Genomic DNA, 19,718 nt, shown 5'->3' with positions numbered 1-19,718 from the left:
CCTGCAAAAGGAATCCGGCACCACGCGCATGATCGATCCGTGGGGAGGCTCGGCCTATGTCGAGCGGCTGACGCATGACCTGGCGGCGTGCGCGCTCGCCCATATCGAGGAGGTGGAAAGCCTCGGCGGCATGGCGGCGGCGATAGAGAAGGGTATTCCGAAGCTGCGCATCGAGGAGGCGGCCGCGCGTACCCAGGCGCGCATCGATTCCGGCGAGCAGGTACTGGTCGGCGTCAACGCACACCGGCCTGAAGCGGATATTGAGGTCGATGTGCTGAAGATCGACAATGCCGAGGTGAAGGCCAGGCAATTGGCGAAGCTGCAGCGGCTGAAAGGCACACGCGACGTCGCGGCGCTGGAGGGTGCGCTGGCGGCGCTGACCCGTGCCGCCGAGGGCGGCGAGAACCTGCTCGAATTCGCGGTCCGCGCGGCGCGCGCCAACGCTACCGTCGGCGAGATTTCGCTGGCTCTGGAAAAAGTATTCGGCCGCCACACGGCGGCGGTGCAGACGATCTCCGGCGTCTATCGCGAGGCGCTTGGCGACAACCCGGCGCTTGAGCGGCTGCAGGAGAAGATCGAAGCGTTCGAAAAGAAATCCGGCGGCAAGCCGCGCATCCTGGTCGCCAAGATGGGACAGGACGGCCATGACCGCGGCCAGAAGGTGATCGCCAGCGCATTCGCCGATCTGGGCTTCGACGTGACCGTCGGGCCGATGTTCCAGACGCCGGATGAGATCGCGAAACTCGCGGTGCAGCACGATGTCGACATCATCGGCGCGTCGTCGCTCGCGGCCGGGCACCTGACGCTGATCCCCGAGCTCAAGGACGCGCTGAGGAAGCTTGGCCATGGCGATATGCTAATCGTCGCCGGCGGCGTCATCCCGCCACAAGACTATGACGCGGTGCTGGCCGCAGGCGCGGCGGAGATCTTCCCGCCAGGGACCGTCATCCCGGAAGCGGCCAACCGGCTGATGGATCGGTTGTTGGCTGATTGAGCGAGGGTTCGGTAATAGCGGCGGCCAATGTCCGCGATTGGCCGAAGCATCCCCTCCCTTCGTCATCCACGGGCGGAGCAGGAGCGAAGCTCCGTCGCGCAGACCCGAGGATCCATTCCGTGACGTCTGCGAAGGAACGCGACACCTCAGAATGGTCGCCTAATCGTCCGGACGCTATCGAGCCTTGTCACTGGACTGGATAAGCGCCTGGTTCCGCATCGTTTTGATCCGTACAAGCGTCACGGAATGGATCCTCGGGTCTGCGCAGGAGCTTTGCTCCTGCTCCGCCCGTGTATGACGAGGATAAATCGTCGCGGTTAATCGCGGACGTTGGCTGGTTCATGGGCTGCACTGGGTTATAATGTCTGTTGCAACAACACGGTGTTTAGGTTATAATCTACGTTGCAACTGGACTGCAGCACCATGAACACCATCATTCGAAAGATCGGCAATTCCGAAGGCGTGATCCTGCCCAAGGAACTCCTCGATCGCATGAACATGAAGGCGGGTGACCAGCTTCAGATCGTTGAAACGGACAAGGGCATTGCGCTTGAGCCGGTGGACGACAGCTTCGAGCGGCAAATGGAAGCTGCCCGCAAGGTCATGGACAAATACAAAGTCGCGCTTCAGAAGCTTGCGGAATGAGCTGGCAGTTTCTGTCGCGTCGCGCAGTCGAAGCGATGCATGCCGAGCAATTGCGTCGGCATGGCGGTGCACAGGGTTTGAGGGACGAGAACGCCCTTGAATCCGCGCTAGCCCGCGCCGAGAACAAGGCCAACTATGGTGACCCGTCTGTCGAGGATCTGGCTGCGGCGTATATCTTCGGCATCGCGAGGAACCATGCGTTCGTTGATGGTAACAAGCGCACGGCCATGGTTGCAGCCGGCGCGTTCCTGATCATCAACGGTTACGACCTGATGGCGGACAACGGCACGATCTACGAATTCGTCATGGGTGTCGCCGCAGGTCAGATCGATGAGCCTGGGGCGGCCGCCTTCTTCCGCGACCATGTCGTCAAGCTCGAAGACTAGCTCTCGGCCTTGTCCGAGAGCTTGACGATTTCCCATTCCTTGCCGTTGACGGTGACGACCTCGCCGATCTTCTTGCCGAACAGCGCCACGGCCATCGGCGAGACATGGGAAATGCTGCCCTTCGAGGGATCGGCCTCGTCCTCGCCGACGATGCGCCAATGCACCTTCTTGCCGTCATCGCCTTCCAGGGTGACGCCCATGCCGAAGCGCACCACGTCGCTGCCCGGCTCCGGCACCGAAAGCTCCGCGCTTTCGCGCCGCGCGGTCCAGTAGCGCAGATCGCGCGACACGACAGCGAGGCGTTCGCGGTCGCCGCGCCTTTCAGCCTTGGCCATCAGGTCGCGCAGCTCGGCGAGGTTGTCCTCGATCATCGCCAGGCCGCGCTCCGTCACAAGATTGCGGTGCGTGCTGACCGGCCGTTCGCCGACGCCGGCAATGGCGTTCTCGCTGTCTTCTTCGCGCGTGAAAGCTCTGCTCATGCGGTGAACTTAGGCTTGGCGAGGCGACTGCACAAGCGGTTTGCCGATGAGCCCGCCTTGGCACGATTCCTGCGACTGACAGGGCGAAACGCCAGGACCTGTGCCGATGTTGAACAGACGAACGCTGCTTGCCCGGACCGCCGGCTTCGCCGTCGCCGGCGTCCTCGCCGGCAAGGCATCGGCCAAGCCGCTGCCGGGCATCGAGATGGCCGCGATGCGCGGCTCGATCAACGCCACCGAGATCGGCGTGCAGCCGGGCGCGGTCGACGACCAGAGCAAGGCTTTCGCCAGGATGCTGACCGAGGCCAGTGACCGCGACCAGCCGATATTCCTGCCGCCCGGCAGCTATCTCGTCTCAAACCTGAAGCTGCCCGCACGCGTGCGCCTGTCGGGCGTGCCCGGCGCGACGCGCATCGTCTACGGCGGCAACGGCCATCTGATGATGGCCGAACAAGCCGAGCACATCGAGCTCAGCGGCCTGGTGCTCGACGGCGCCAACCGCTGGCTGGCCGATTACACGCAAGGGCTGCTCGACCTGCGCCGTGTCGCGCACTTGGTCATCGACAATTGCCAGGTGACCGGCAGCGGCAAGAACGGGCTGGCGCTCGAGCATGCCGTCGGCCGCGTCGGCCGCTCCGATATTTCAGGTGCTGCAGATGCCGGCATCTATTCGGTCGAGGCCGGCGGGCTGGAGATTTCCGGCAATAGCGTTTCGGACTGCGCCAATGGCGGCATCCTGGTGCATCGCTGGCAGGCGGCGGAAGACGGCACCATCGTCAGCGGCAACCGTGTCCAGCGCATCGGCGCGCGCAGCGGCGGCACCGGGCAGAACGGCAACGGCATCAATGCCTTCCGCGCCGACAATGTCATCATCTCCGGCAACGTCGTCTCCGACTGTGCCTTCACCGCGGTCCGCGCCAACAGCTCAAGCAATTTGCAGATCACCGGCAACACCTGCTCGCGCTCGGGCGAGACCGGAATCTATTCGGAATTCTCCTTCGAAGGCGCGATCATCAGCAACAATCTGGTCGACGGCGCCGCCAACGGGATCTCGATCGTCAATTTCAACGAAGGCGGGCGGATGGCGGTCTGCTCGAACAATATCGTGCGCAACCTCTCGACCACTGGCCCCTACACCGCCGACCCGCCTGGCTTCGGCGTCGGCATCAGCGCCGAGGCCGACACCACCGTCTCCGGCAATGTCGTCGAGAACGCGCCGCTCTATGGCATGCAGCTCGGCTGGGGCCCTTATCTGCGCAATGTCGTGGCGACAGGCAACGTCATCCGCAAGGCGGGCACCGGCATCGTCGTTTCGGTCGTCGAAGGCTCCGGCAGCGCCGTCATCTCCGACAACGTCATCGACGGCGCGCAACACGGCGCCATCATCGGCCAGCGCTGGGCCGATCCGGTGACCGGGGACCTCACCCGATTGACCGATACCGGTTACGCGCATCTCACCGTCGAGCGCAACAAGGTCAGTTAGATCGAGGCCACGATGATGTGCGCCTGGATCTTGGCGGCAATTTCACCGCGGCCATGTCTGTCGGCGATCACGGACTCGGCGTAGTCGGTTGCGGACGCCAACCGTCCTGCCTCCCTGGCCTCGATCTCGTTGCGAAGCAGGGTGCCCTGACAGTAGGCGACGGCGGGAACGCGCGGCGAGGATGCGCGGCTCTGCTCGGCTCTGGTGTCGATCGTCACATCGGAAAATCCCGCGGCTTCGAGGTCGCTGCGGATCAGGTCCTTGTCGTGGTAACCGTGCGGCGTGCGCGCCAGAAAGCGCGGCGGATCGTGCGGAAAAATCCTGACGAGAGCATTCGTCACGTCATCGGCGAATGCATTCTCCTCGATGCGATCCCAGACGCTGAAGAGGAAATGTCCGCCGGGCTTCAGCACCCGCTTTGCTTCGCGATAGGCAGCGGAACGGTCGGGAAAGAACATGGCGCCGAACTGACAACAGACGAGGTCGAAGGCGGCATCCTCGAAGGGCAGATTCAGGGCATCCGCCTGACGCCATGCGATGCGGCTGTCGGGCCCCTGGCGCGAAGCCGCATAATCGAGCATCGGCTGATTGAGGTCGGTTACGGCATAGCTGGCGTCCGGAGAAAGTTTTGGCGCCAAGGCGCGGGTGACGGCCCCTGTGCCCGCGGCGGTTTCCAAAATGGCCAAAGGTGAGAAGGACGCCGCCCGCCGCGCGGTCTCCGCGGCATAGGCCTCGAAAATCAACGGCACCATATGGCGATCGTAATTTTCCGGGATCGACCCGGCAAACACCTTGTCCGCTTCCAGCATAGCCACCGCCCAGCATCCGATTGATGGTAAGGGAGACTAGCAGAAACATGAACTCGCTGCTGTTCGGTTTTGCGTAGAACCGGCGCCGTCCAGGTCGCCAGCGATGAAAATTGGCAATCTCAGATTTAAATACACATTGTGTATGCAAAAATGCTATATCGGTAATGGAAGGATACATCACCATGGCCACCAAAAACCAGGACATCCACGCCAAGCCCGTCAATCTGCGCATCCGCGAGGATATCCGCATCCTGATCGACCGCGCCGCGAAGATACGGGGGAAAACCCGCTCCGACTTCATGATCGACGCCGCCTACCGTGCAGCCGAAGACACGCTGCTCGACCAGACGCTCGTCAAGGTCGATGCAGAAAGCTATCAGCACTATCTCGATATCCTCGACCAGCCGCCGAGCGGCGAGGGATTCGCCCGCCTGATGAATGCGCCCAGGCCCTGGCGGGACTGATGCTTTCGGCGCCAGCCCTGTTAGCCGGTGTGCACGAACTCGACCTTTTTCAAAGCGGGACCGACAGCCTGGATCAGTGGCTTCGACGGCGGGCGCGCGCCAATCAAGTCAGCGGGGCGTCCAGAACCTATGTGGTTGCGGAAGGGACGCACGTCGTCGGTTACTACTGCCTTTCATCGGGCGGACTTGACCTGGCGGATGCGCCTGGTTCGATCCGCCGCAATATGCCCGATCCCGTGCCTGTGGCTGTGCTTGGCCGTTTGGCTGTCGATGCGAACTGGCAAGGCAAGGGTCTGGGTGTTGCTCTGCTGCAGGACGCGGTGCTGCGGACGGGCCAAGCGGCAGCCATTCTCGGCATTCGCGGTCTCCTGGTTCATGCCATATCGGATGAAGCCAAGATGTTTTATGAGCGCTACGGCTTCCAGGCTTCCCCAAAAAATCCGATGACTTTGGTGCTGTCGCTGAAGACAGCTAGTTGAGCGCCGCTGTCGGCCGCAGCAAGCCGACCTTGGCACCTATGCGGCTTTCGATTGCGGGATGGGCGAGCTCGGCGAGGCTTGTCGCAACCGCCTCATCGTCGCGGAGCAACTTCGCCAGCACTGCGGCGATCATCACTTCGGCCCCCCTGCCCGCGCCGTCATCGCATTTCAAGGCAATGCCGAGGCCAAGTTCGGGCAATGCCGCGCAATAGACGCCTTCGGCGCCGGTCTTGACGAAGATGCGACCCGGTGCCTCCTGCATCAGCGCGACGTCCGCCCTGCCGGTGCCCGCGACCAGGAACGGCTCGGCCATGCAGGCCGAGAGCAGCCGCTTCGCCGCCTTGGCGCGCTCGGGCGCAAAGCCGCTGCCCGTCGCCATGCGGGCAAAGCCCTGAGCAAAATTCTTCAACGGCACGGCGTAGGTCGGGATCGAGCAGCCGTCGATGCCGCAATGGTCGACGTCATGCGCCGCGCCCGTCACGGATTGCATGGCGTCGCGGACCATCTCCTGCAAAGCGTGGCCGGCCTTGACATAGCCGCCGTGGGAAATGCCGGCATGCACGCAGGTGCAGAGGAAGCCGGAATGCTTGCCGGAGCAGTTGTTGTGCAAGGCATTCGGCACGTTGCCGGCGCGAGCAAGCGCGATGGTGGCCTCGTGGCTCAAGGGCCAGTGCGCGCCGCATTCCAGCGCCTTCCTGTCGAGGCCCGCCCTGGCGAGCATCGCCGTGGCCAGCTCGACATGGGCCGGCTCGCCCGAATGCGAGGCGCAGGCCAGCGCCAGCTCGCGGTTGCCGAAGCCGTAGGCATCGGCGGCACCCGATTCCACCAGCGGCAATGCCTGGATTGCTTTCACCGCCGAGCGCGGGAACACCGGGCGGTCCGTATCGCCGATCTCCCAAACGGCCTTGCCGTCGGCGTCGAAAATGGAAACCGCGCCGCGGTGCCCGCTTTCGACCACAGCGCCGCGCGTGACCTCGACCAGAACCGGATTTGTCATGTTGCCTCCCGCACGCGCCGCCCAAGGAGGGCGCGCTTGATGCGGGCCGCTTCTACCTGATCCGGTCGAGGATGGAAACGTAGTTGGCGACGGCCGCGCCGCCCATATTGAAGATGCCGCCGAGTTTTGCGCCCGGCACCTGGATGCCGCCGGCTTCGCCGGTGAGCTGCATGGCTGTCAGCACATGCATCGAGACACCGGTAGCACCGATCGGGTGGCCCTTGGCCTTCAGGCCGCCGGACGGATTGACCGGCAGGCGCCCGTCCTTTGCCGTCGTGCCGTCCAGCGCCAGCTTGGCGCCCTCTCCTGGCTTGGCGAGCCCCATCGCTTCGTATTCGATCAGCTCCGCGATGGTGAAGCAGTCATGTGTCTCGACGAAGGAGAGGTCGTCGAGCGTCACGCCGGCCTTCTTCAGCGCCTGCTCCCAGGCGCGCTCGCAACCCTCGAAGGAGAGGATGTCGCGCTTCGACATCGGCAGGAAATCCTGGACATGCTCGTTGGCGCGGAAAGTCACGGCGCGGCGCATCTTCAGCGCCGTCGCCGTGTCGGTGAGAACGAGCGCCGCGGCGCCGTCGGAGACCAGCGAGCAATCGGTGCGCTTCAGCGGACCGGCGACGAACGGGTTCTTCTCGCTCTCCTGGCGGCAGAACTCGTAGCCGAAATCCTTGCGTATCTGGGCATAGGGATTGTCGACGCCATTCCGGTGGTTCTTGGCGGCTATCATGGCAAGTGCGTCCGATTGGTCGCCATAGCGCTGGAAATAGGCCTGCGCGATCTTGCCGAAGACGCCGGCGAAGCCTGCCGGCGTGTCGCCATCTTCCGGCAGATAGGATGCCTTGAGGAGATTCTTGCCGATCTCGGGTCCGGGCGTGGTCGTCATCTGCTCGGCGCCGACCACCAGCACGATGCGAGCGGCGTTGGCGTCGATCGCGCGGATGCCTTGACGGACGGCGGCCGAGCCGGTGGCGCAGGCGTTCTCGACGCGCGTCGCCGGCTTGAAGCGCAGCCGGTCGTCGGCCTGGAGCACGAGGCTTGCGGTGAAATCCTGCGGCGAGAAGCCAGCGTTGAAATGGCCAAGCACGATCTCGTCGACATCGTCCGGGCCGATGCCGGCATGATCGAGCGCCTCGACGGCGACCTTGGTGATCAGGCTCTCCAGCGTCTCGCCTTCGAGCTTACCGAAGCGCGAATGCGCCCAGCCGACGATGCATGCGGTCATGGCAACCTCCATCAGTGCCGCAGCCTAGCACGATCGCGTGCGGCACGTGATTCAATATTGTTCAATAATGAACCGTTTCCAGCCCCATGCCATGGGCCAGAGCGACACGATCGGTTGATCCCAACGCGATTTTTTATTGATTGACTCGTCAATAAAAAATAAGTTGCTCTGGAATCGGACCCCAAAATGCCGAAAATCGGAATGGAGCCAGTGCGCCGCAAGGCGCTGATCGACGCGACGATCTCGGCGATCGGCGAGCGCGGATCGCTGGACGTGACGATGTCGGAGATCGCCGGGCGCGCCGGGGTGTCGTCGGCGCTGGCGCATCACTATTTCGGCGCCAAGGACGAGCTGCTCTTCGCAACGATGCGGCACATCCTCGCCGAGCTCAACACCGACACAAGGCGCGCGTTCGGTCTTGCCGCGACGCCGCGCCAGCGCGTCTCGGCCGTCGTCGCCGTCAGCTTTTCCGACGAGCAGTTCCAGCCACAGATCATCGCCGCCTGGCTCGCCTTCTATGTCGAGGCGCAGAAATCGACTGAGCTGCGGCGGCTGCTGCGCATCTATGCGCGGCGGCTCCATTCGAACCTGATGAGCGGGCTGACCGGCATCCTGCCTCGGATCGAGGCCGACCGCGTGGCGGAAGCGACCGCTGCACTGATAGACGGGCTTTATATCCGCCGCGCGCTGAAGGACGGCGTGCCGGACGCGCAGACCGCGATCGCGCTCGTGGAAGACTATCTCGAAACCAAGCTCAATGGACGGAGCCTGCCTTGACCACCCGGCGACCCAATTTCCTGATCGTCATGGTCGATCAGCTCAACGGCACGTTCTTTCCGGACGGCCCGGCGGACTTCCTGCATGCCCCGCACCTGAAGGCGCTTGCCGCGCGCTCGGCGCGCTTCGCCAACAATTACACCGCCTCGCCGCTCTGCGCGCCTGGCCGCGCTTCGTTCATGAGCGGGCAATTGCCTTCGCGCACGGGAGTCTATGACAACGCCGCCGAGTTCGCCTCTTCCATTCCTACCTTCGCCCACCATCTGCGCGCCGCCGGCTATTACACCTGCCTGTCCGGCAAGATGCATTTCGTCGGGCCCGACCAGTTGCACGGGTTCGAGGAACGCCTGACCACCGACATCTATCCCGCCGATTTCGGCTGGACGCCGGATTACCGCAAGCCCGGCGAGCGCATCGACTGGTGGTATCACAATCTGGGTTCGGTCACCGGCGCCGGCGTCGCCGAGATCACCAATCAGATGGAGTATGACGACGAGGTCGTCTTCCTTGCCATGCAAAAGCTCTACCAGCTGTCGCGCGAGCAGGACGACGCGGGTCATCGCCCCTGGTGCCTAACCGTTTCGCTGTCGCATCCGCACGACCCCTACGTGGCGCGTAAGCAGTATTGGGATCTCTACGAGAACTGCCAGGCGCTCGATCCTGAAACCCCGTTCATCCCGCATGACGAGCAGGATGCGCATTCGCAACGGCTCTACGGCGCCAGCGACTATGCTTCGTTCGAGATCACCCCCGAGCAGGTCCGCCGTTCCCGACGCGGCTATTTCGCCAACATCTCCTATGTCGACGACAAGCTCGGCGAACTCCTGGACGTTCTCAAGCGTACCCACATGCTCGACGACACCACTGTCCTGTTCTGTTCGGATCATGGCGACATGCTGGGCGAGCGCGGCCTGTGGTTCAAGATGAGCTTCTTCGAGGGATCTGCCCGCGTGCCGCTGATGATCGCCGGCAAGGGCGTTCCGGCCAGGCTGATCAAGGTGCCGGTTTCCAATCTCGACGTGACGCCGACGCTCTGCGACCTCGCCGGCATCGACATCGCGGCAATCGAACCGTGGACCGACGGTCAGTCCCTGCTGCCGCTGCTCGACGGCAAAGCGCGAAGCGGGCCGGTGCTGATGGAGTATGCGGCCGAAGGCTCCTATGCGCCGCTGGTCGCGATGCGCGACGGCAAATACAAATTCGTCCATTGCGAGCTCGACGCGCCGCAGCTGTTCGATCTCGATACCGATCCGCTCGAGCGTGACAACCTCGCCGACGATCCGGCGAACGCAGCCCTGGTGGCGGCGTTCATGGACAAGGTCAGGGCCCGCTGGGACTTGGCCGCCTTCGACGCCGCCGTGCGCGAAAGCCAGGCGCGCCGCTGGGTCGTCTATCCGGCGCTGCGCAACGGCGCCTACTACCCGTGGGATTTCCAGCCGCTGCAGAAGGCGTCGGAACGCTACATGCGCAACCACATGAACCTCGACAATCTCGAAGAGAGCAAACGCTATCCGAGAGGCGAATAATGGCTGACGTTCTCGTTCCCACCCTCGACCATCTGAAACAGGCCTATGCCGTCACCTCGACGGCCACGCAGGTGACGCCGCTGCTGGAGTCGGCGGCGCTCGCAAAAGAGACGGGTGCAGCGCGGATCTTCGTCAAGCCGGAGTCGCTGCAATGGGCCGGCTCCTTCAAGGTGCGCGGCGCCTATTGGCGGTTGAACCGGCTTTCGCCGGGTGAAGCGAAAAAGGGAGTCGTCGCCTATTCCTCCGGCAATTTCGCGCAAGGGCTGGCGGCGGCCGGCCAGGCGCTGGGCATCCCCGTCACCATTGTCATGCCGATCGACGCGCCCGCCGCCAAGCGCGACGCGACCGCCGGTTATGGCGCGCGCGTGGTGCTGACGGATCATGGCGAACGGGCCCGCGAGGAAGTTGCGGCTGCAAAGGCGCGCGAGATCGCCGAGAGCGAGCACCTCACCTTGCTGCATCCCTTCGACGATCCTGAGATCGTCGCCGGCCAGGCCGGCGCGGGACTTGAAGCGCTCGACCAGCTGGCAATGAAGAAGGCGCAGGCCGACCTGGTGTTCTGCTCGGTCGGCGGCGGCGGGTTGATCGGCGGCGTCTCGCTGGCCTTCCACTATCTGTCGCCCAAGACCGAGATCATTGCCGTCGAGCCGGAAGGTTTCAACGGCATGGGCTCGTCGCTGGCGCATGGCGCAATCGAGACCATGCCGATCGGGCCGAAATCGATCTGCGACGGGCTGATGGCGCGCAAGCCCGGCGACGCGCCCTTCGCGGCGGTGAGCGCTGCCGGGGTGCGCGGCGTCACCGTCGACGACGCCTCGGTGCGGCGGGCGATGAAGATCGCCTTCGAGCGGATGAAGCTGGTGCTGGAGCCATCCGGCGCGGCGTCGCTCGCGGCGCTGCTCGGCGGCAAGGTGGATGTGAAGGACAAGACCGTCCTTGTGGTTGCAACCGGCGGCAATGTCTCGCTCGCCGACTTTATGGCGCACATGAACAATGCTTGAAGCGGATTTCGTCATCATCGGCTCCGGCTCCGCCGGCTCGGCCATGGCCTACCGGCTGTCGGAAGACGGCAAGCACTCGGTGATCGTCATCGAGTTCGGCGGCACCGATATGGGGCCGTTGATCCAGATGCCGTCGGCGCTGTCGATCCCGCTCAATATGAGCCTCTACGACTGGGGTTTTGCGAGCGAGCCCGAGCCGCATCTCGGCGGTCGCGTTCTTGCCACCCCGCGCGGCAAGGTGCTCGGCGGCTCGTCCTCGATCAACGGCATGGTCTATGTGCGCGGACATGCGCATGACTTCGACCACTGGGCCGAACAGGGCGCCGCCGGTTGGGCGTTCGCCGACGTGCTCCCCTATTTCAAGCGCATGGAGGATTCCGACGGCGGCGAGGACGGCTGGCGGGGCAAAGGCGGACCATTGCATGTGCAGCGCGGCACGCGGAAAAATCCGCTCTACGGCGCCTTCGTCGAGGCGGGCCGCCAGGCCGGTTTCGAGCTCACCGACGACTATAACGGCTCGAAGCAGGAAGGTTTCGGACCGATGGAGCAGACCATTCTGGGCGGCCGCCGCTGGTCGGCGGCGAATGCGTATCTGAAGCCGGCTCTCAGACGCGGAAATGTCGGCCTGCTCAAAGGCTTCGCCCGGCGCGTTGTGATCGAGAATCAACGTGCGATCGGCGTCGAGATCGAAGCTGACAAAAAGATTCAGGTCGTTAAGGCGCGGCGTGAAGTGATCGTTGCGGCGTCGTCGATCAATTCGCCGAAGATCCTGATGCTGTCAGGTATCGGTCCGGGCGCGCATCTCCAGGAAAACGGCATCCAGGTGGTCGCCGACCGGCCGGGCGTCGGCGCCAATCTGCAGGACCATCTGGAGCTTTATATCCAGCAGGAATCGACCAAGCCGATCACGCTGAACTCAGTGCTCAATCCCTTCTCCAAGGCGCTGATCGGCGCGCAATGGCTGTTCTTCAAGACCGGCCTTGGCGCCACCAATCATTTCGAGGCGGCAGCCTTCGTGCGTTCGCAGGCCGGCGTCGACTACCCCGATATCCAGTATCACTTCATCCCGGCGGCCGTGCGCTATGACGGCAAGTCGGCGGCGAAGTCGCACGGCTTCCAGGCGCATGTCGGCCCGATGCGCTCGAAGTCCCGCGGATCGGTCAGCCTGCGCTCGCCCGAGCCGAAGGCCAAGCCGGTTATCCGCTTCAACTATATGTCGCATCCGGACGACTGGAGCGAGTTCCGCCACTGCGTCCGGCTGACGCGCGAGATCTTCGGCCAGAAGGCCTTCGACGGCTTTCGCGGCAAGGAGATTTCACCGGGCAGCCATGTGCAGACGGACGACGAGCTCGACGCCTTCATCCGCGACCATGCCGAGAGCGCCTATCATCCTTGCGGCACCTGCAGGATGGGCCGAGCGGACGATCCTACGGCCGTCGTCGATCCGGAATGCCGGGTGATCGGCGTCGAGGGGCTGCGCGTCGCCGACTCCTCGATCTTTCCGCGGGTGACCAACGGCAACCTCAACGCGCCCTCGATCATGACCGGCGAAAAGGCATCCGACCACATCCTTGGCCGAACGCCGCTGGCGCCATCCAACCAGGAACCGTGGATCAATCCGCGCTGGCAGGTGGCGGACCGATAGGGCATTGTCGGACAGACCGTTCGATCGGCCAACAGTTCCGGAGAAAGCCATGCGCGCCCAGCCAACGGCATCGCACTATGTCAACGGCCGCTACGTCGAGGACGAAGGCGGCGCGCCACTGCCGGTGATCTATCCGGCCACCGGCGAGATCATCGCCACGCTGCATTCGGCAACGCCCAATGTGCTGGAGCTGGCGATCGAAGCCGCCCGGGCCGCGCAGCCTGCCTGGGCACGGTTGAAGCCCGTCGAACGCGGCCGCATCCTGCGCCGCGCTGCCGACATTCTGCGCGCGCGCAATGCCGATCTGGCCCGCATCGAGACGCTCGACACCGGCAAGGCGATCCAGGAAACGCTGGTGGCCGACGCCCCTTCGGCCGCCGACTGCCTGGAATATTTCGCCGGAGCGGTCGCCGCCTTCAATGGCGAGATGATCGATCTCGGCGGGCCCTTCGCCTACACGCGCCGCGAGCCGCTCGGCGTCTGCGTCGGCATCGGCGCCTGGAACTATCCGATCCAGATCGCCGGCTGGAAGTCGGCGCCGGCTTTGGCCATGGGCAATGCCATGGTGTTCAAACCGTCGGAGAACACACCGCTTTCGGCGCTGGCGCTGGCCGAGATCTATTCAGAGGCCGGCCTGCCCGACGGGCTGTTCAATGTTGTGCAAGGCTATGGCGATGTCGGCGCCGGCCTTGTCGGCCATGATGTCGTGGCCAAGGTCTCGGTGACCGGCTCGGTGCCGACCGGTCGCAAGGTGCTGTCGCTTGCCGGCTCGAAGATGAAGCACGCGACGATGGAGCTCGGCGGCAAGTCGCCCCTGATCGTCTTCGACGACGCCGATCTGGAGAACGCCGTCGGCGGCGCCATGCTCGGCAACTTTTATTCCACCGGCCAGATCTGCTCGAACGGCACGCGTGTCTTCGTGCAGAAGGGCATGCACGACCGCTTCGTCGAGCGGCTTGTCGAGCGCACCAAGAAGATCCGCATCGGCGATCCGCTCGATCCGGAAACGCAGATGGGTCCGCTGGTCAACAAGGCGCAGCAGGACAAGGTCGTTTCCTATATCGAAGCCGGCAAGCAGGATGGCGCCAGCCTAGCCTGCGGCGGCAATTTACCGTCGCTGCAGGGTTTCGAAGGCGGTTTTTTCGTCGAGCCGACGGTGTTCACCAATGTCGCCGACAGCATGCGGATTGCGCGCGAGGAGATTTTCGGACCGGTGATGAGCGTGCTCAAATTCGACAGCGAGGACGAGGTGATCGAGCGCGCCAACGACACCGAATTCGGGCTGGCGGCGGGCGTGTTCACGCGTGACCTGCCGCGCGCGCATCGCGTCATCGCCGAATTGCAGGCCGGCACCTGCTGGATCAACGCCTACAATCTGACGCCTGTGGAAATGCCCTTCGGCGGCGTCAAGCAGTCCGGCATCGGCCGCGAGAATTCGCTTGCGGCGCTAGCGCATTATTCGCAGCTGAAGGCGGTTTATGTCGAGACGGGGGACGTGGCGAGCCCGTATTGAGGGATTGACAGATCACGAAAGTCGGCGGGACAGCGCCCCCCTCTGTCCTGCCGGACATCTCCCCCACGAGGGGGGAGATCAGATGCCGCCACCGCTTTCGCCAATCGCCATTGCCGCAGGAAAAGCGCCAGCGGAGAAATGGCCAATCTCCCCCCTCGTGGGGGAGATGTCCGGCAGGACAGAGGGGGGCGCGAAGGATCGCGGCGTTAAGCGGCCCAGCCGCTCACCCCCAGACCATCAACGCCACCAGCCCGAGCCCGCCCACCGCAAGCCGCCACCAGCCGAACAGCGAATAACCGTTGCGCGAGACGTAATCGAGCAGGAAGCGCACCACGATGAGCGCGGTGACGAAGGCGGCAATGAAGCCGACGGCGATGATCGGCAAATCGGCCGAGGTCAGCACATTGCGGTTCTTGAAAAGATCGAAGGCGAAGGCGCCGACCATGGTCGGCATGGCGAGGAAAAAGGAGAATTCGGCCGCCGCGCGCTTGTCGACGCCCATCAGCAGCGCGCCGACGATGGTCGAGCCGGAGCGCGAGGTGCCGGGGATCAGCGACAGGCACTGGAACAGGCCGATCTTGAGATAGACGCTCAACGGGAAGTCCTCGACATCGTGGTGGACCGGCTTGAGGTTGATGCGGTCGACGATGAGCAGCACCACGCCGCCGATGATCAGCATGATGCAGATCAGCCGGGGCGATTCGAACAATATGGTCTTGATGAAATCATGCGCCAGCGCGCCGATGACGGCGGCCGGCAGGAAGGCAATCAGGATGCCGACGACGAAATGCCGGGTCTTCGGATCGCTGGGCAGCTTGATCAGCATCTGCCAGAGCTTGCTGAAATAGACGCTGAGGATCGCCAGGATCGCGCCGAGCTGGATCAGGATCTCGAAGGCCTTGCCGGTGGAATGGAAACCGAGGAAATGGCCGGCAAGCAGGATATGGCCGGTCGAGGACACCGGGATGAACTCGGTCAGGCCCTCCAGCAGCCCAAGCAGCAGCGCTTCGACGATGGTCTGGCTTTCCATGGCAACCTCTTGGTTCGAATGGCGGCTAGAGCATGATGCCGAAAAGTGTGAAGCGGTTTTCGGACGACATCATGCTCCGAGGGGGAGGAAGGGTTTGCTTGTCATGGGGCGGAAGTGCCCCTATAGGTCGCAACACCATGACAGCCCCGGGAATCGGGCGGCCAAGACTTACCGGCGCCTTCAGCGATTCGCCAGTGCGCCCTATCATCGCGGAACCATGCTGACGCTTTTCCACCATCCCATGTTCGCCACCTGCCGCTTCGTGCGCCTCGCCTTCGGCGAGTATGGCGAGGAGTTGGCGCTGATCGAGGAAAAGCCGTGGACGCGGCGCAAGGAGTTTCTGGCGCTGAACCCGGCCGGCACGCTGCCGATCCTGCTTGCCGAAGGCGACGTGCCGATCGTCGGCGCCATGGTGATCGCCGAATATCTCGACGAGACGCGCGGCGTCTTGAAGCGCGACAGGCGGCTGTTCGCCGAGGATCCGATGCAGCGCGCCGAGATCCGCCGGCTGACCGACTGGTATCTGGCGAAGGCCGAAAGCGAAGTGACGCGGCATCTGGTGCGGGAGCGCGTGCTGAAGCCGGTCATGCCGGAAACCGCCGGCGGCGGCTCGCCGGACTCGGCCGCCATCCGTGCCGCGCGCGCCAACATCCGCCAGCACATGAAATACACCAACTGGCTGGCCGGCACGCGCCATTGGCTGGCCGGCAACAAGGTGACCTATGCCGATCTCGCGGCGGCCGCGACGCTGTCGGTGCTCGATTATCTCGGCGAGATCGACTGGCGCGAGCATGGCGCCGCGCGTGAATGGTACACGCGGGTGAAATCACGGCCGTCGTTCCGGCCGCTGCTCTCCGACCGGGTGCGCGGCCTGTCGCCGGTATCGCATTATGCGGACCTCGACTTCTGAAACCTTACGCGCGCTGATCGAGGCGGAGGCGCGCCGCGCCGGCTTCGAGGCAGTCGCAGTGACCCGGCCCGACGCGATCCCGCTGGCGCCCGCCCGGTTGGCCGAATTCGTCTCCGACGGCTTTCACGGCTCGATGGAGTGGATCGCCGAGACGGTTCAGCGGCGCGCCGAACCCTCCACGCTATGGCCGGAGGTGCGCTCGATCATCGTTCTCGCCATGAATTACGGCCCGGACCATGATCCGCGCGCCATCCTCGAAAAGCGCGACCGCGGCGCGATCTCGGTCTATGCGCAAAACCGCGACTATCACGATGTGATGAAAGGCCGGCTGAAGGAGATCGCCGGCAAGATTGTGGCGAAGGCCGGCGGCGACGTGAAGGTGTTTGTCGATACAGCACCGGTGATGGAAAAGCCTCTTGCCGAAGCGGCGGGGCTCGGCTGGCAAGGCAAGCACACCAACCTGGTCAGCCGCGCGCATGGCTCGTGGCTGTTCCTCGGCACGATCTTCACCACGGCCGAGCTGGAGCCCGATCGGGCAGAGATCGACCATTGCGGCTCCTGCCGCGCCTGTCTCGACGTCTGCCCGACCGATGCTTTCCCGGCGCCCTACCGGCTCGATGCGCGGCGCTGCATTTCTTATCTCACCATCGAGAACAAGGGTCCGATCCCGCGCGAGTTCCGCGACAAGATCGGCAACCGCATCTATGGCTGCGACGATTGCCTGGCCGCCTGTCCATGGAACAAGTTCGCCAGCGCGGCTTCGGAGGCGAAGCTGGCCGCGCGCGCCGATCTGCGCGAGCCGTCGCTTTCGGAGCTGCTCGCGCTCGACGACGCGGCGTTCCGCGCTTTCTTCTCGGGCTCGCCGATCAAGCGCATCGGCCGCGACCGCTTTGTCCGCAATGTGCTGATTGCCGCCGGCAATTCGGACGACGCTTCGCTAACGCCCATTGTGCGTCGCCTGCTGGGCGACGCCTCGCCGCTGGTGCGGGGTGCGGCAATCTGGGCCCTGTCGCGACTGCTCTCCGATCGCGAATTTGGCGAGCTTGCCGCAACCGCATCGAAAACCGAGACGGATGCAATGGTCCGCGAGGAATGGCTGGCGGCGCAGGCACATCCGGCGAAGGCCGATTGATGGGGGTTCATCGATGAGCGAAAGACGCTTCTTCATCTTCGGCGCCGGCTATTCCGGCAAGGCTTTCGCGCGGGCCAACGCGCAACACGCGCCGATCTCCGGCACGACCCGGACGCCGGAAAAGTTCGAGGCGCTGCGATCGGCCGGCATCGAGCCGCTGCAATTCGACGGCGTGCTGTCGCCCGAGCTCAGCGAAGCGCTTGCAAGGACCACACATCTCATCGTCTCGATCGCCCCCGACGAGGCCGGCGACCCGGTGCTCAACGCCGCCGGCGAAACGATCCGGGCAAAGATGCCGGCGCTGGAGTGGATCGGCTATCTCTCGACCGTCGGCGTCTATGGCGACCATGGCGGCGCCTGGGTGAACGAGACCAGCGCGTGCCGCCCGGTGTCGAAGCGCTCGACGATGCGGGTGGCTGCCGAACAGGAATGGCTGAAGCTTGGCCGGGAGATCGAAAAACCGGTGGCGATCCTGCGGCTTTCCGGGATCTACGGGCCGGGCCGCAACGCGCTGGCCAATCTCGAAGACGGCACCGCAAGGCGGCTGGTCAAGCCGGGACAGGTGTTCAACCGCATCCATTGCGACGACATCGCTGGGGCGCTCTGGCTTCTGGCCGACAAGAATCTCGGCTGCATTTTCAACGTCACCGATGACGAGCCGGCGCCGCCGCAGGACGTCGTGGCTTACGCCGCTGGGCTGATGGGGGTCGAGCCGCCGCCCGAAATTCCCTTCGGGACCGCCCAACTTTCGCCCATGGCGCGGTCTTTCTATGGCGAGAACAAGCGCGTCGCGAATCAGGCGATCAAAGCGGCCGGCTACCGCTTCCGGTTTCCCAACTACCGGGTGGCGCTGGAGCGGATGTGGGCCGAGGGCAACTGGCGGGACGGAGAGCCGCGCAGCCCGATGCGAGGATGATGCTGAACCGCGGAGCGGTTTTCGACCACATCACCTTCCAACCATTGATCGATGCGGGACGCGCGGCGTGGTATGATTCGTTCCTGATCGGGTCGCTTGACGCGCGGCAAACGGATAGACTGGAGAGGGACCCAGCCTGATGAATTTGCGATCGCTTCCTGACCGCAAGCCGTTCCTGACCGCCGCCCTGGCGCTGGTGGCCCTGGCCGCGCTGGCGGCTGTCGCCATTTCGGCCGAACCCCGCGCCAAGGAGTTGTTCGGCGCCCGAAAACTGCCGGCCGTGGCGCCCGCGCAATCCTTCGGCTTCTACTCGAAAGGCTGCTTCACCGGCGGCGTCGCGCTGCCGATGGACGGCCCGACCTGGGAAGTGATGCGCCCGTCGCGCAACCGGCGCTGGGGCCATCCGGCGATGATCGCGCTGATCGAGAAGCTAGCGCGCGATGCCCAGGCGGATGGCTGGCCGGGGCTTCTGGTCGGCGATGTCTCGCAGCCGCGCGGCGGACCGATGATGACCGGCCACGCCTCGCACCAGATCGGGCTCGACGCTGATATCTGGCTGACGCCGATGCCGAAGCGGCCGCTGACCATCGCGCAGCGCGAGACCATGAGCGCGACGCTGATGGTCGACGAAAAAACGCATCTGGTTAAGGACGCGCTGTGGACGCCGGCGCATACGCGGCTTTTGAAGCGCGCGGCGAGCTATCCTGAGGTCGAGCGCATCCTGGTCAATCCCGGCATCAAGAAGAAACTCTGCGACACCGTCGCCGGGGACCGCTCCTGGCTGCGCAAGATCCGGCCGTTCTGGGGCCATGACTATCATTTCCATATGCGCATCGGCTGCCAGCCGGGCTCTCCCTTCTGCAGGGGGCAAGAGACGACGCCGGACGACGATGGCTGCGGCAAGCCGCTGGCCTGGTGGTTCACCGAGGAGCCGTGGCGGCCGAACAAGAATCCGGATGCGCCCAAGGCGCGCGACCTGATGACGATGGCCAACCTGCCCAAGCAAATGCCAGGACGTGGTCAATGCGCCGGACGCGCCCTCGCTGGAAGCGGTGACCTATCATGGCGGCGCCGCCGCCGCGGTCGCCGTGGCCGAACCGCAGCCGACCGAGCCGGCGGAAGCGATCTCCAGCGGCAACGCCGCGATCCCGGCGGCGGCAAGCGCTTTCGCGCCGACGCCAAAGATCGGCATTCCGTTGCCAAGGCCAAGGCCGGGGAACTAGTGGCACTGCACGGGGGATTTTGACCGGTCGGCTCTGTTTGCGTTGGCAGGTGGCATGCGTTGGAGATTGGCCGAAACGCCCATCGCGATC

The 19,718-nt window shown here is 64.5% G+C and carries 19 protein-coding genes and 1 pseudogene; 15 read left to right on the top strand and 5 right to left on the bottom strand.

Annotated elements, in window-relative coordinates; genetic code table 11:
- From FJ980_RS23175 to FJ980_RS23165, 3 genes are all read left to right on the top strand, one after another.
- The coding region (locus FJ980_RS23175) for a methylmalonyl-CoA mutase family protein (protein ID WP_181181290.1) at window positions 1-994 on the top strand (994 nt) is incomplete at its 5' end.
- A gap of 423 nt (window positions 995-1,417) precedes the next feature.
- Window positions 1,418-1,639: an AbrB/MazE/SpoVT family DNA-binding domain-containing protein gene (locus tag FJ980_RS23170; RefSeq protein WP_140546064.1), complete on the top strand. Its 222-nt coding sequence runs from the start codon at window positions 1,418-1,420 to the stop codon at window positions 1,637-1,639.
- Complete coding sequence (locus FJ980_RS23165) at window positions 1,636-2,025, top strand: type II toxin-antitoxin system death-on-curing family toxin (RefSeq protein ID WP_140546063.1); 390 nt, start codon at window positions 1,636-1,638, stop codon at window positions 2,023-2,025. Before FJ980_RS23170 ends, FJ980_RS23165 begins: the two co-directional genes overlap by 4 nt.
- Here the strand turns inward: FJ980_RS23165 and greA are convergent.
- A complete protein-coding gene (gene greA, locus FJ980_RS23160) occupies window positions 2,022-2,504 on the bottom strand; it encodes a transcription elongation factor GreA (protein WP_140546062.1) in 483 nt (160 codons plus the stop codon). The genes FJ980_RS23165 and greA overlap by 4 nt on opposite strands.
- Window positions 2,505-2,610: 106 nt before the next feature.
- Here greA and FJ980_RS23155 point away from each other — a divergent pair, with 106 nt between their 5' ends.
- Window positions 2,611-3,987 carry a TIGR03808 family TAT-translocated repetitive protein gene (locus FJ980_RS23155; protein ID WP_140546061.1) on the top strand — a complete coding sequence of 459 codons (1,377 nt, stop codon included), beginning with the start codon at window positions 2,611-2,613 and terminating at the stop codon, window positions 3,985-3,987.
- Here FJ980_RS23155 and FJ980_RS23150 read toward each other — a convergent pair.
- Window positions 3,984-4,796: a methyltransferase domain-containing protein gene (locus FJ980_RS23150; RefSeq protein WP_140546065.1), complete on the bottom strand. Its 813-nt coding sequence runs from the start codon at window positions 4,794-4,796 to the stop codon at window positions 3,984-3,986. The two genes, FJ980_RS23155 and FJ980_RS23150, sit on opposite strands and share 4 nt — an antisense overlap.
- A 182-nt stretch (window positions 4,797-4,978) precedes the next feature.
- Between FJ980_RS23150 and FJ980_RS23145 the strand changes: the two genes are divergently transcribed.
- Together FJ980_RS23145 and FJ980_RS23140 are read left to right on the top strand one after the other, a co-directional pair.
- The gene (locus FJ980_RS23145) at window positions 4,979-5,260 is read left to right on the top strand and encodes a DUF1778 domain-containing protein (protein ID WP_140546060.1); all 282 of its coding nucleotides are present in this window, start codon (window positions 4,979-4,981) and stop codon (window positions 5,258-5,260) included.
- Window positions 5,260-5,739 (top strand): GNAT family N-acetyltransferase, encoded by a 480-nt coding sequence (locus FJ980_RS23140; protein WP_140546059.1) that lies wholly within the window; start codon window positions 5,260-5,262, stop codon window positions 5,737-5,739. Before FJ980_RS23145 ends, FJ980_RS23140 begins: the two co-directional genes overlap by 1 nt.
- Here FJ980_RS23140 and FJ980_RS23135 read toward each other — a convergent pair.
- Together FJ980_RS23135 and FJ980_RS23130 are read right to left on the bottom strand one after the other, a co-directional pair.
- Window positions 5,732-6,736: an asparaginase gene (locus FJ980_RS23135; RefSeq protein ID WP_140546058.1), complete on the bottom strand. Its 1,005-nt coding sequence runs from the start codon at window positions 6,734-6,736 to the stop codon at window positions 5,732-5,734. The two genes, FJ980_RS23140 and FJ980_RS23135, sit on opposite strands and share 8 nt — an antisense overlap.
- Before the next feature lie 52 nt (window positions 6,737-6,788).
- Complete coding sequence (locus FJ980_RS23130) at window positions 6,789-7,955, bottom strand: acetyl-CoA acetyltransferase (RefSeq protein ID WP_140546057.1); 1,167 nt, start codon at window positions 7,953-7,955, stop codon at window positions 6,789-6,791.
- A gap of 186 nt (window positions 7,956-8,141) precedes the next feature.
- Between FJ980_RS23130 and betI the strand changes: the two genes are divergently transcribed.
- The 5 genes from betI to betB are packed head-to-tail and all read left to right on the top strand — an operon-like array spanning window position 8,142 to window position 14,417.
- Window positions 8,142-8,732 carry a transcriptional regulator BetI gene (gene betI / locus FJ980_RS23125; protein WP_140546056.1) on the top strand — a complete coding sequence of 197 codons (591 nt, stop codon included), beginning with the start codon at window positions 8,142-8,144 and terminating at the stop codon, window positions 8,730-8,732.
- Window positions 8,729-10,258 (top strand): choline-sulfatase, encoded by a 1,530-nt coding sequence (gene betC / locus FJ980_RS23120; RefSeq protein ID WP_140546055.1) that lies wholly within the window; start codon window positions 8,729-8,731, stop codon window positions 10,256-10,258. The genes betI and betC overlap by 4 nt, the downstream gene beginning before the upstream one ends.
- Window positions 10,258-11,259, top strand: a complete 1,002-nt coding sequence (locus FJ980_RS23115) for a threonine/serine dehydratase (protein ID WP_140546054.1) — start codon at window positions 10,258-10,260, stop codon at window positions 11,257-11,259. Before betC ends, FJ980_RS23115 begins: the two co-directional genes overlap by 1 nt.
- Window positions 11,252-12,904: a choline dehydrogenase gene (gene betA, locus FJ980_RS23110; protein WP_140546053.1), complete on the top strand. Its 1,653-nt coding sequence runs from the start codon at window positions 11,252-11,254 to the stop codon at window positions 12,902-12,904. Before FJ980_RS23115 ends, betA begins: the two co-directional genes overlap by 8 nt.
- A 49-nt stretch (window positions 12,905-12,953) precedes the next feature.
- Entirely contained in the window at window positions 12,954-14,417 is a 1,464-nt protein-coding gene (gene betB / locus FJ980_RS23105; RefSeq protein ID WP_140546052.1) for a betaine-aldehyde dehydrogenase, read from the top strand.
- A gap of 223 nt (window positions 14,418-14,640) precedes the next feature.
- Here the strand turns inward: betB and FJ980_RS23095 are convergent, their stop codons facing one another.
- Complete coding sequence (locus tag FJ980_RS23095) at window positions 14,641-15,447, bottom strand: undecaprenyl-diphosphate phosphatase (RefSeq protein WP_140546051.1); 807 nt, start codon at window positions 15,445-15,447, stop codon at window positions 14,641-14,643.
- 217 nt (window positions 15,448-15,664) lie between these two features.
- Here FJ980_RS23095 and FJ980_RS23090 point away from each other — a divergent pair, with 217 nt between their 5' ends.
- From FJ980_RS23090 to mepA, 4 genes and pseudogenes are all read left to right on the top strand, one after another.
- Window positions 15,665-16,357, top strand: a complete 693-nt coding sequence (locus FJ980_RS23090) for a glutathione S-transferase family protein (protein WP_095767936.1) — start codon at window positions 15,665-15,667, stop codon at window positions 16,355-16,357.
- Window positions 16,338-17,489, top strand: coding sequence for a tRNA epoxyqueuosine(34) reductase QueG (gene queG / locus FJ980_RS23085; RefSeq protein WP_140546050.1), 1,152 nt, complete (start codon window positions 16,338-16,340; stop codon window positions 17,487-17,489). Before FJ980_RS23090 ends, queG begins: the two co-directional genes overlap by 20 nt.
- A 13-nt stretch (window positions 17,490-17,502) precedes the next feature.
- The gene (locus FJ980_RS23080; RefSeq protein ID WP_140546049.1) at window positions 17,503-18,405 is read left to right on the top strand and encodes an SDR family oxidoreductase; all 903 of its coding nucleotides are present in this window, start codon (window positions 17,503-17,505) and stop codon (window positions 18,403-18,405) included.
- 139 nt (window positions 18,406-18,544) lie between these two features.
- Window positions 18,545-19,628 (top strand): annotated as a pseudogene (mepA, locus tag FJ980_RS23075) (penicillin-insensitive murein endopeptidase).
- Window positions 19,629-19,718 lie beyond the last annotated feature (90 nt).

It is taken from the genome of Mesorhizobium sp. B1-1-5 (genome assembly GCF_006443065.1).
Lineage (GTDB): Bacteria > Pseudomonadota > Alphaproteobacteria > Rhizobiales > Rhizobiaceae > Mesorhizobium.
The sequence above is the reverse complement of the archived record's forward strand: the minus strand, read 5'-3'. Positions and strand labels throughout refer to the sequence as shown.

What these genes read in the sequence shown, in the direction of transcription:
- queG (WP_140546050.1), top strand. Translation starts at nt 16,338, where the DNA reads ATGCGGACCTCGACTTCTGAAACCTTACGCGCGCTGATCGAGGCGGAG.
- FJ980_RS23080 (WP_140546049.1), top strand. Translation starts at nt 17,503, where the DNA reads ATGAGCGAAAGACGCTTCTTCATCTTCGGCGCCGGCTATTCCGGCAAG.
- FJ980_RS23140 (WP_140546059.1), top strand. Translation starts at nt 5,260, where the DNA reads ATGCTTTCGGCGCCAGCCCTGTTAGCCGGTGTGCACGAACTCGACCTT.
- FJ980_RS23150 (WP_140546065.1), bottom strand. Translation starts at nt 4,796, where the DNA reads ATGCTGGAAGCGGACAAGGTGTTTGCCGGGTCGATCCCGGAAAATTAC.
- FJ980_RS23135 (WP_140546058.1), bottom strand. Translation starts at nt 6,736, where the DNA reads ATGACAAATCCGGTTCTGGTCGAGGTCACGCGCGGCGCTGTGGTCGAA.
- FJ980_RS23095 (WP_140546051.1), bottom strand. Translation starts at nt 15,447, where the DNA reads ATGGAAAGCCAGACCATCGTCGAAGCGCTGCTGCTTGGGCTGCTGGAG.
- FJ980_RS23115 (WP_140546054.1), top strand. Translation starts at nt 10,258, where the DNA reads ATGGCTGACGTTCTCGTTCCCACCCTCGACCATCTGAAACAGGCCTAT.
- FJ980_RS23155 (WP_140546061.1), top strand. Translation starts at nt 2,611, where the DNA reads ATGTTGAACAGACGAACGCTGCTTGCCCGGACCGCCGGCTTCGCCGTC.
- FJ980_RS23130 (WP_140546057.1), bottom strand. Translation starts at nt 7,955, where the DNA reads ATGACCGCATGCATCGTCGGCTGGGCGCATTCGCGCTTCGGTAAGCTC.
- betA (WP_140546053.1), top strand. Translation starts at nt 11,252, where the DNA reads ATGCTTGAAGCGGATTTCGTCATCATCGGCTCCGGCTCCGCCGGCTCG.
- FJ980_RS23090 (WP_095767936.1), top strand. Translation starts at nt 15,665, where the DNA reads ATGCTGACGCTTTTCCACCATCCCATGTTCGCCACCTGCCGCTTCGTG.
- betI (WP_140546056.1), top strand. Translation starts at nt 8,142, where the DNA reads ATGCCGAAAATCGGAATGGAGCCAGTGCGCCGCAAGGCGCTGATCGAC.
- FJ980_RS23165 (WP_140546063.1), top strand. Translation starts at nt 1,636, where the DNA reads ATGAGCTGGCAGTTTCTGTCGCGTCGCGCAGTCGAAGCGATGCATGCC.
- FJ980_RS23145 (WP_140546060.1), top strand. Translation starts at nt 4,979, where the DNA reads ATGGCCACCAAAAACCAGGACATCCACGCCAAGCCCGTCAATCTGCGC.
- FJ980_RS23170 (WP_140546064.1), top strand. Translation starts at nt 1,418, where the DNA reads ATGAACACCATCATTCGAAAGATCGGCAATTCCGAAGGCGTGATCCTG.
- greA (WP_140546062.1), bottom strand. Translation starts at nt 2,504, where the DNA reads ATGAGCAGAGCTTTCACGCGCGAAGAAGACAGCGAGAACGCCATTGCC.
- betB (WP_140546052.1), top strand. Translation starts at nt 12,954, where the DNA reads ATGCGCGCCCAGCCAACGGCATCGCACTATGTCAACGGCCGCTACGTC.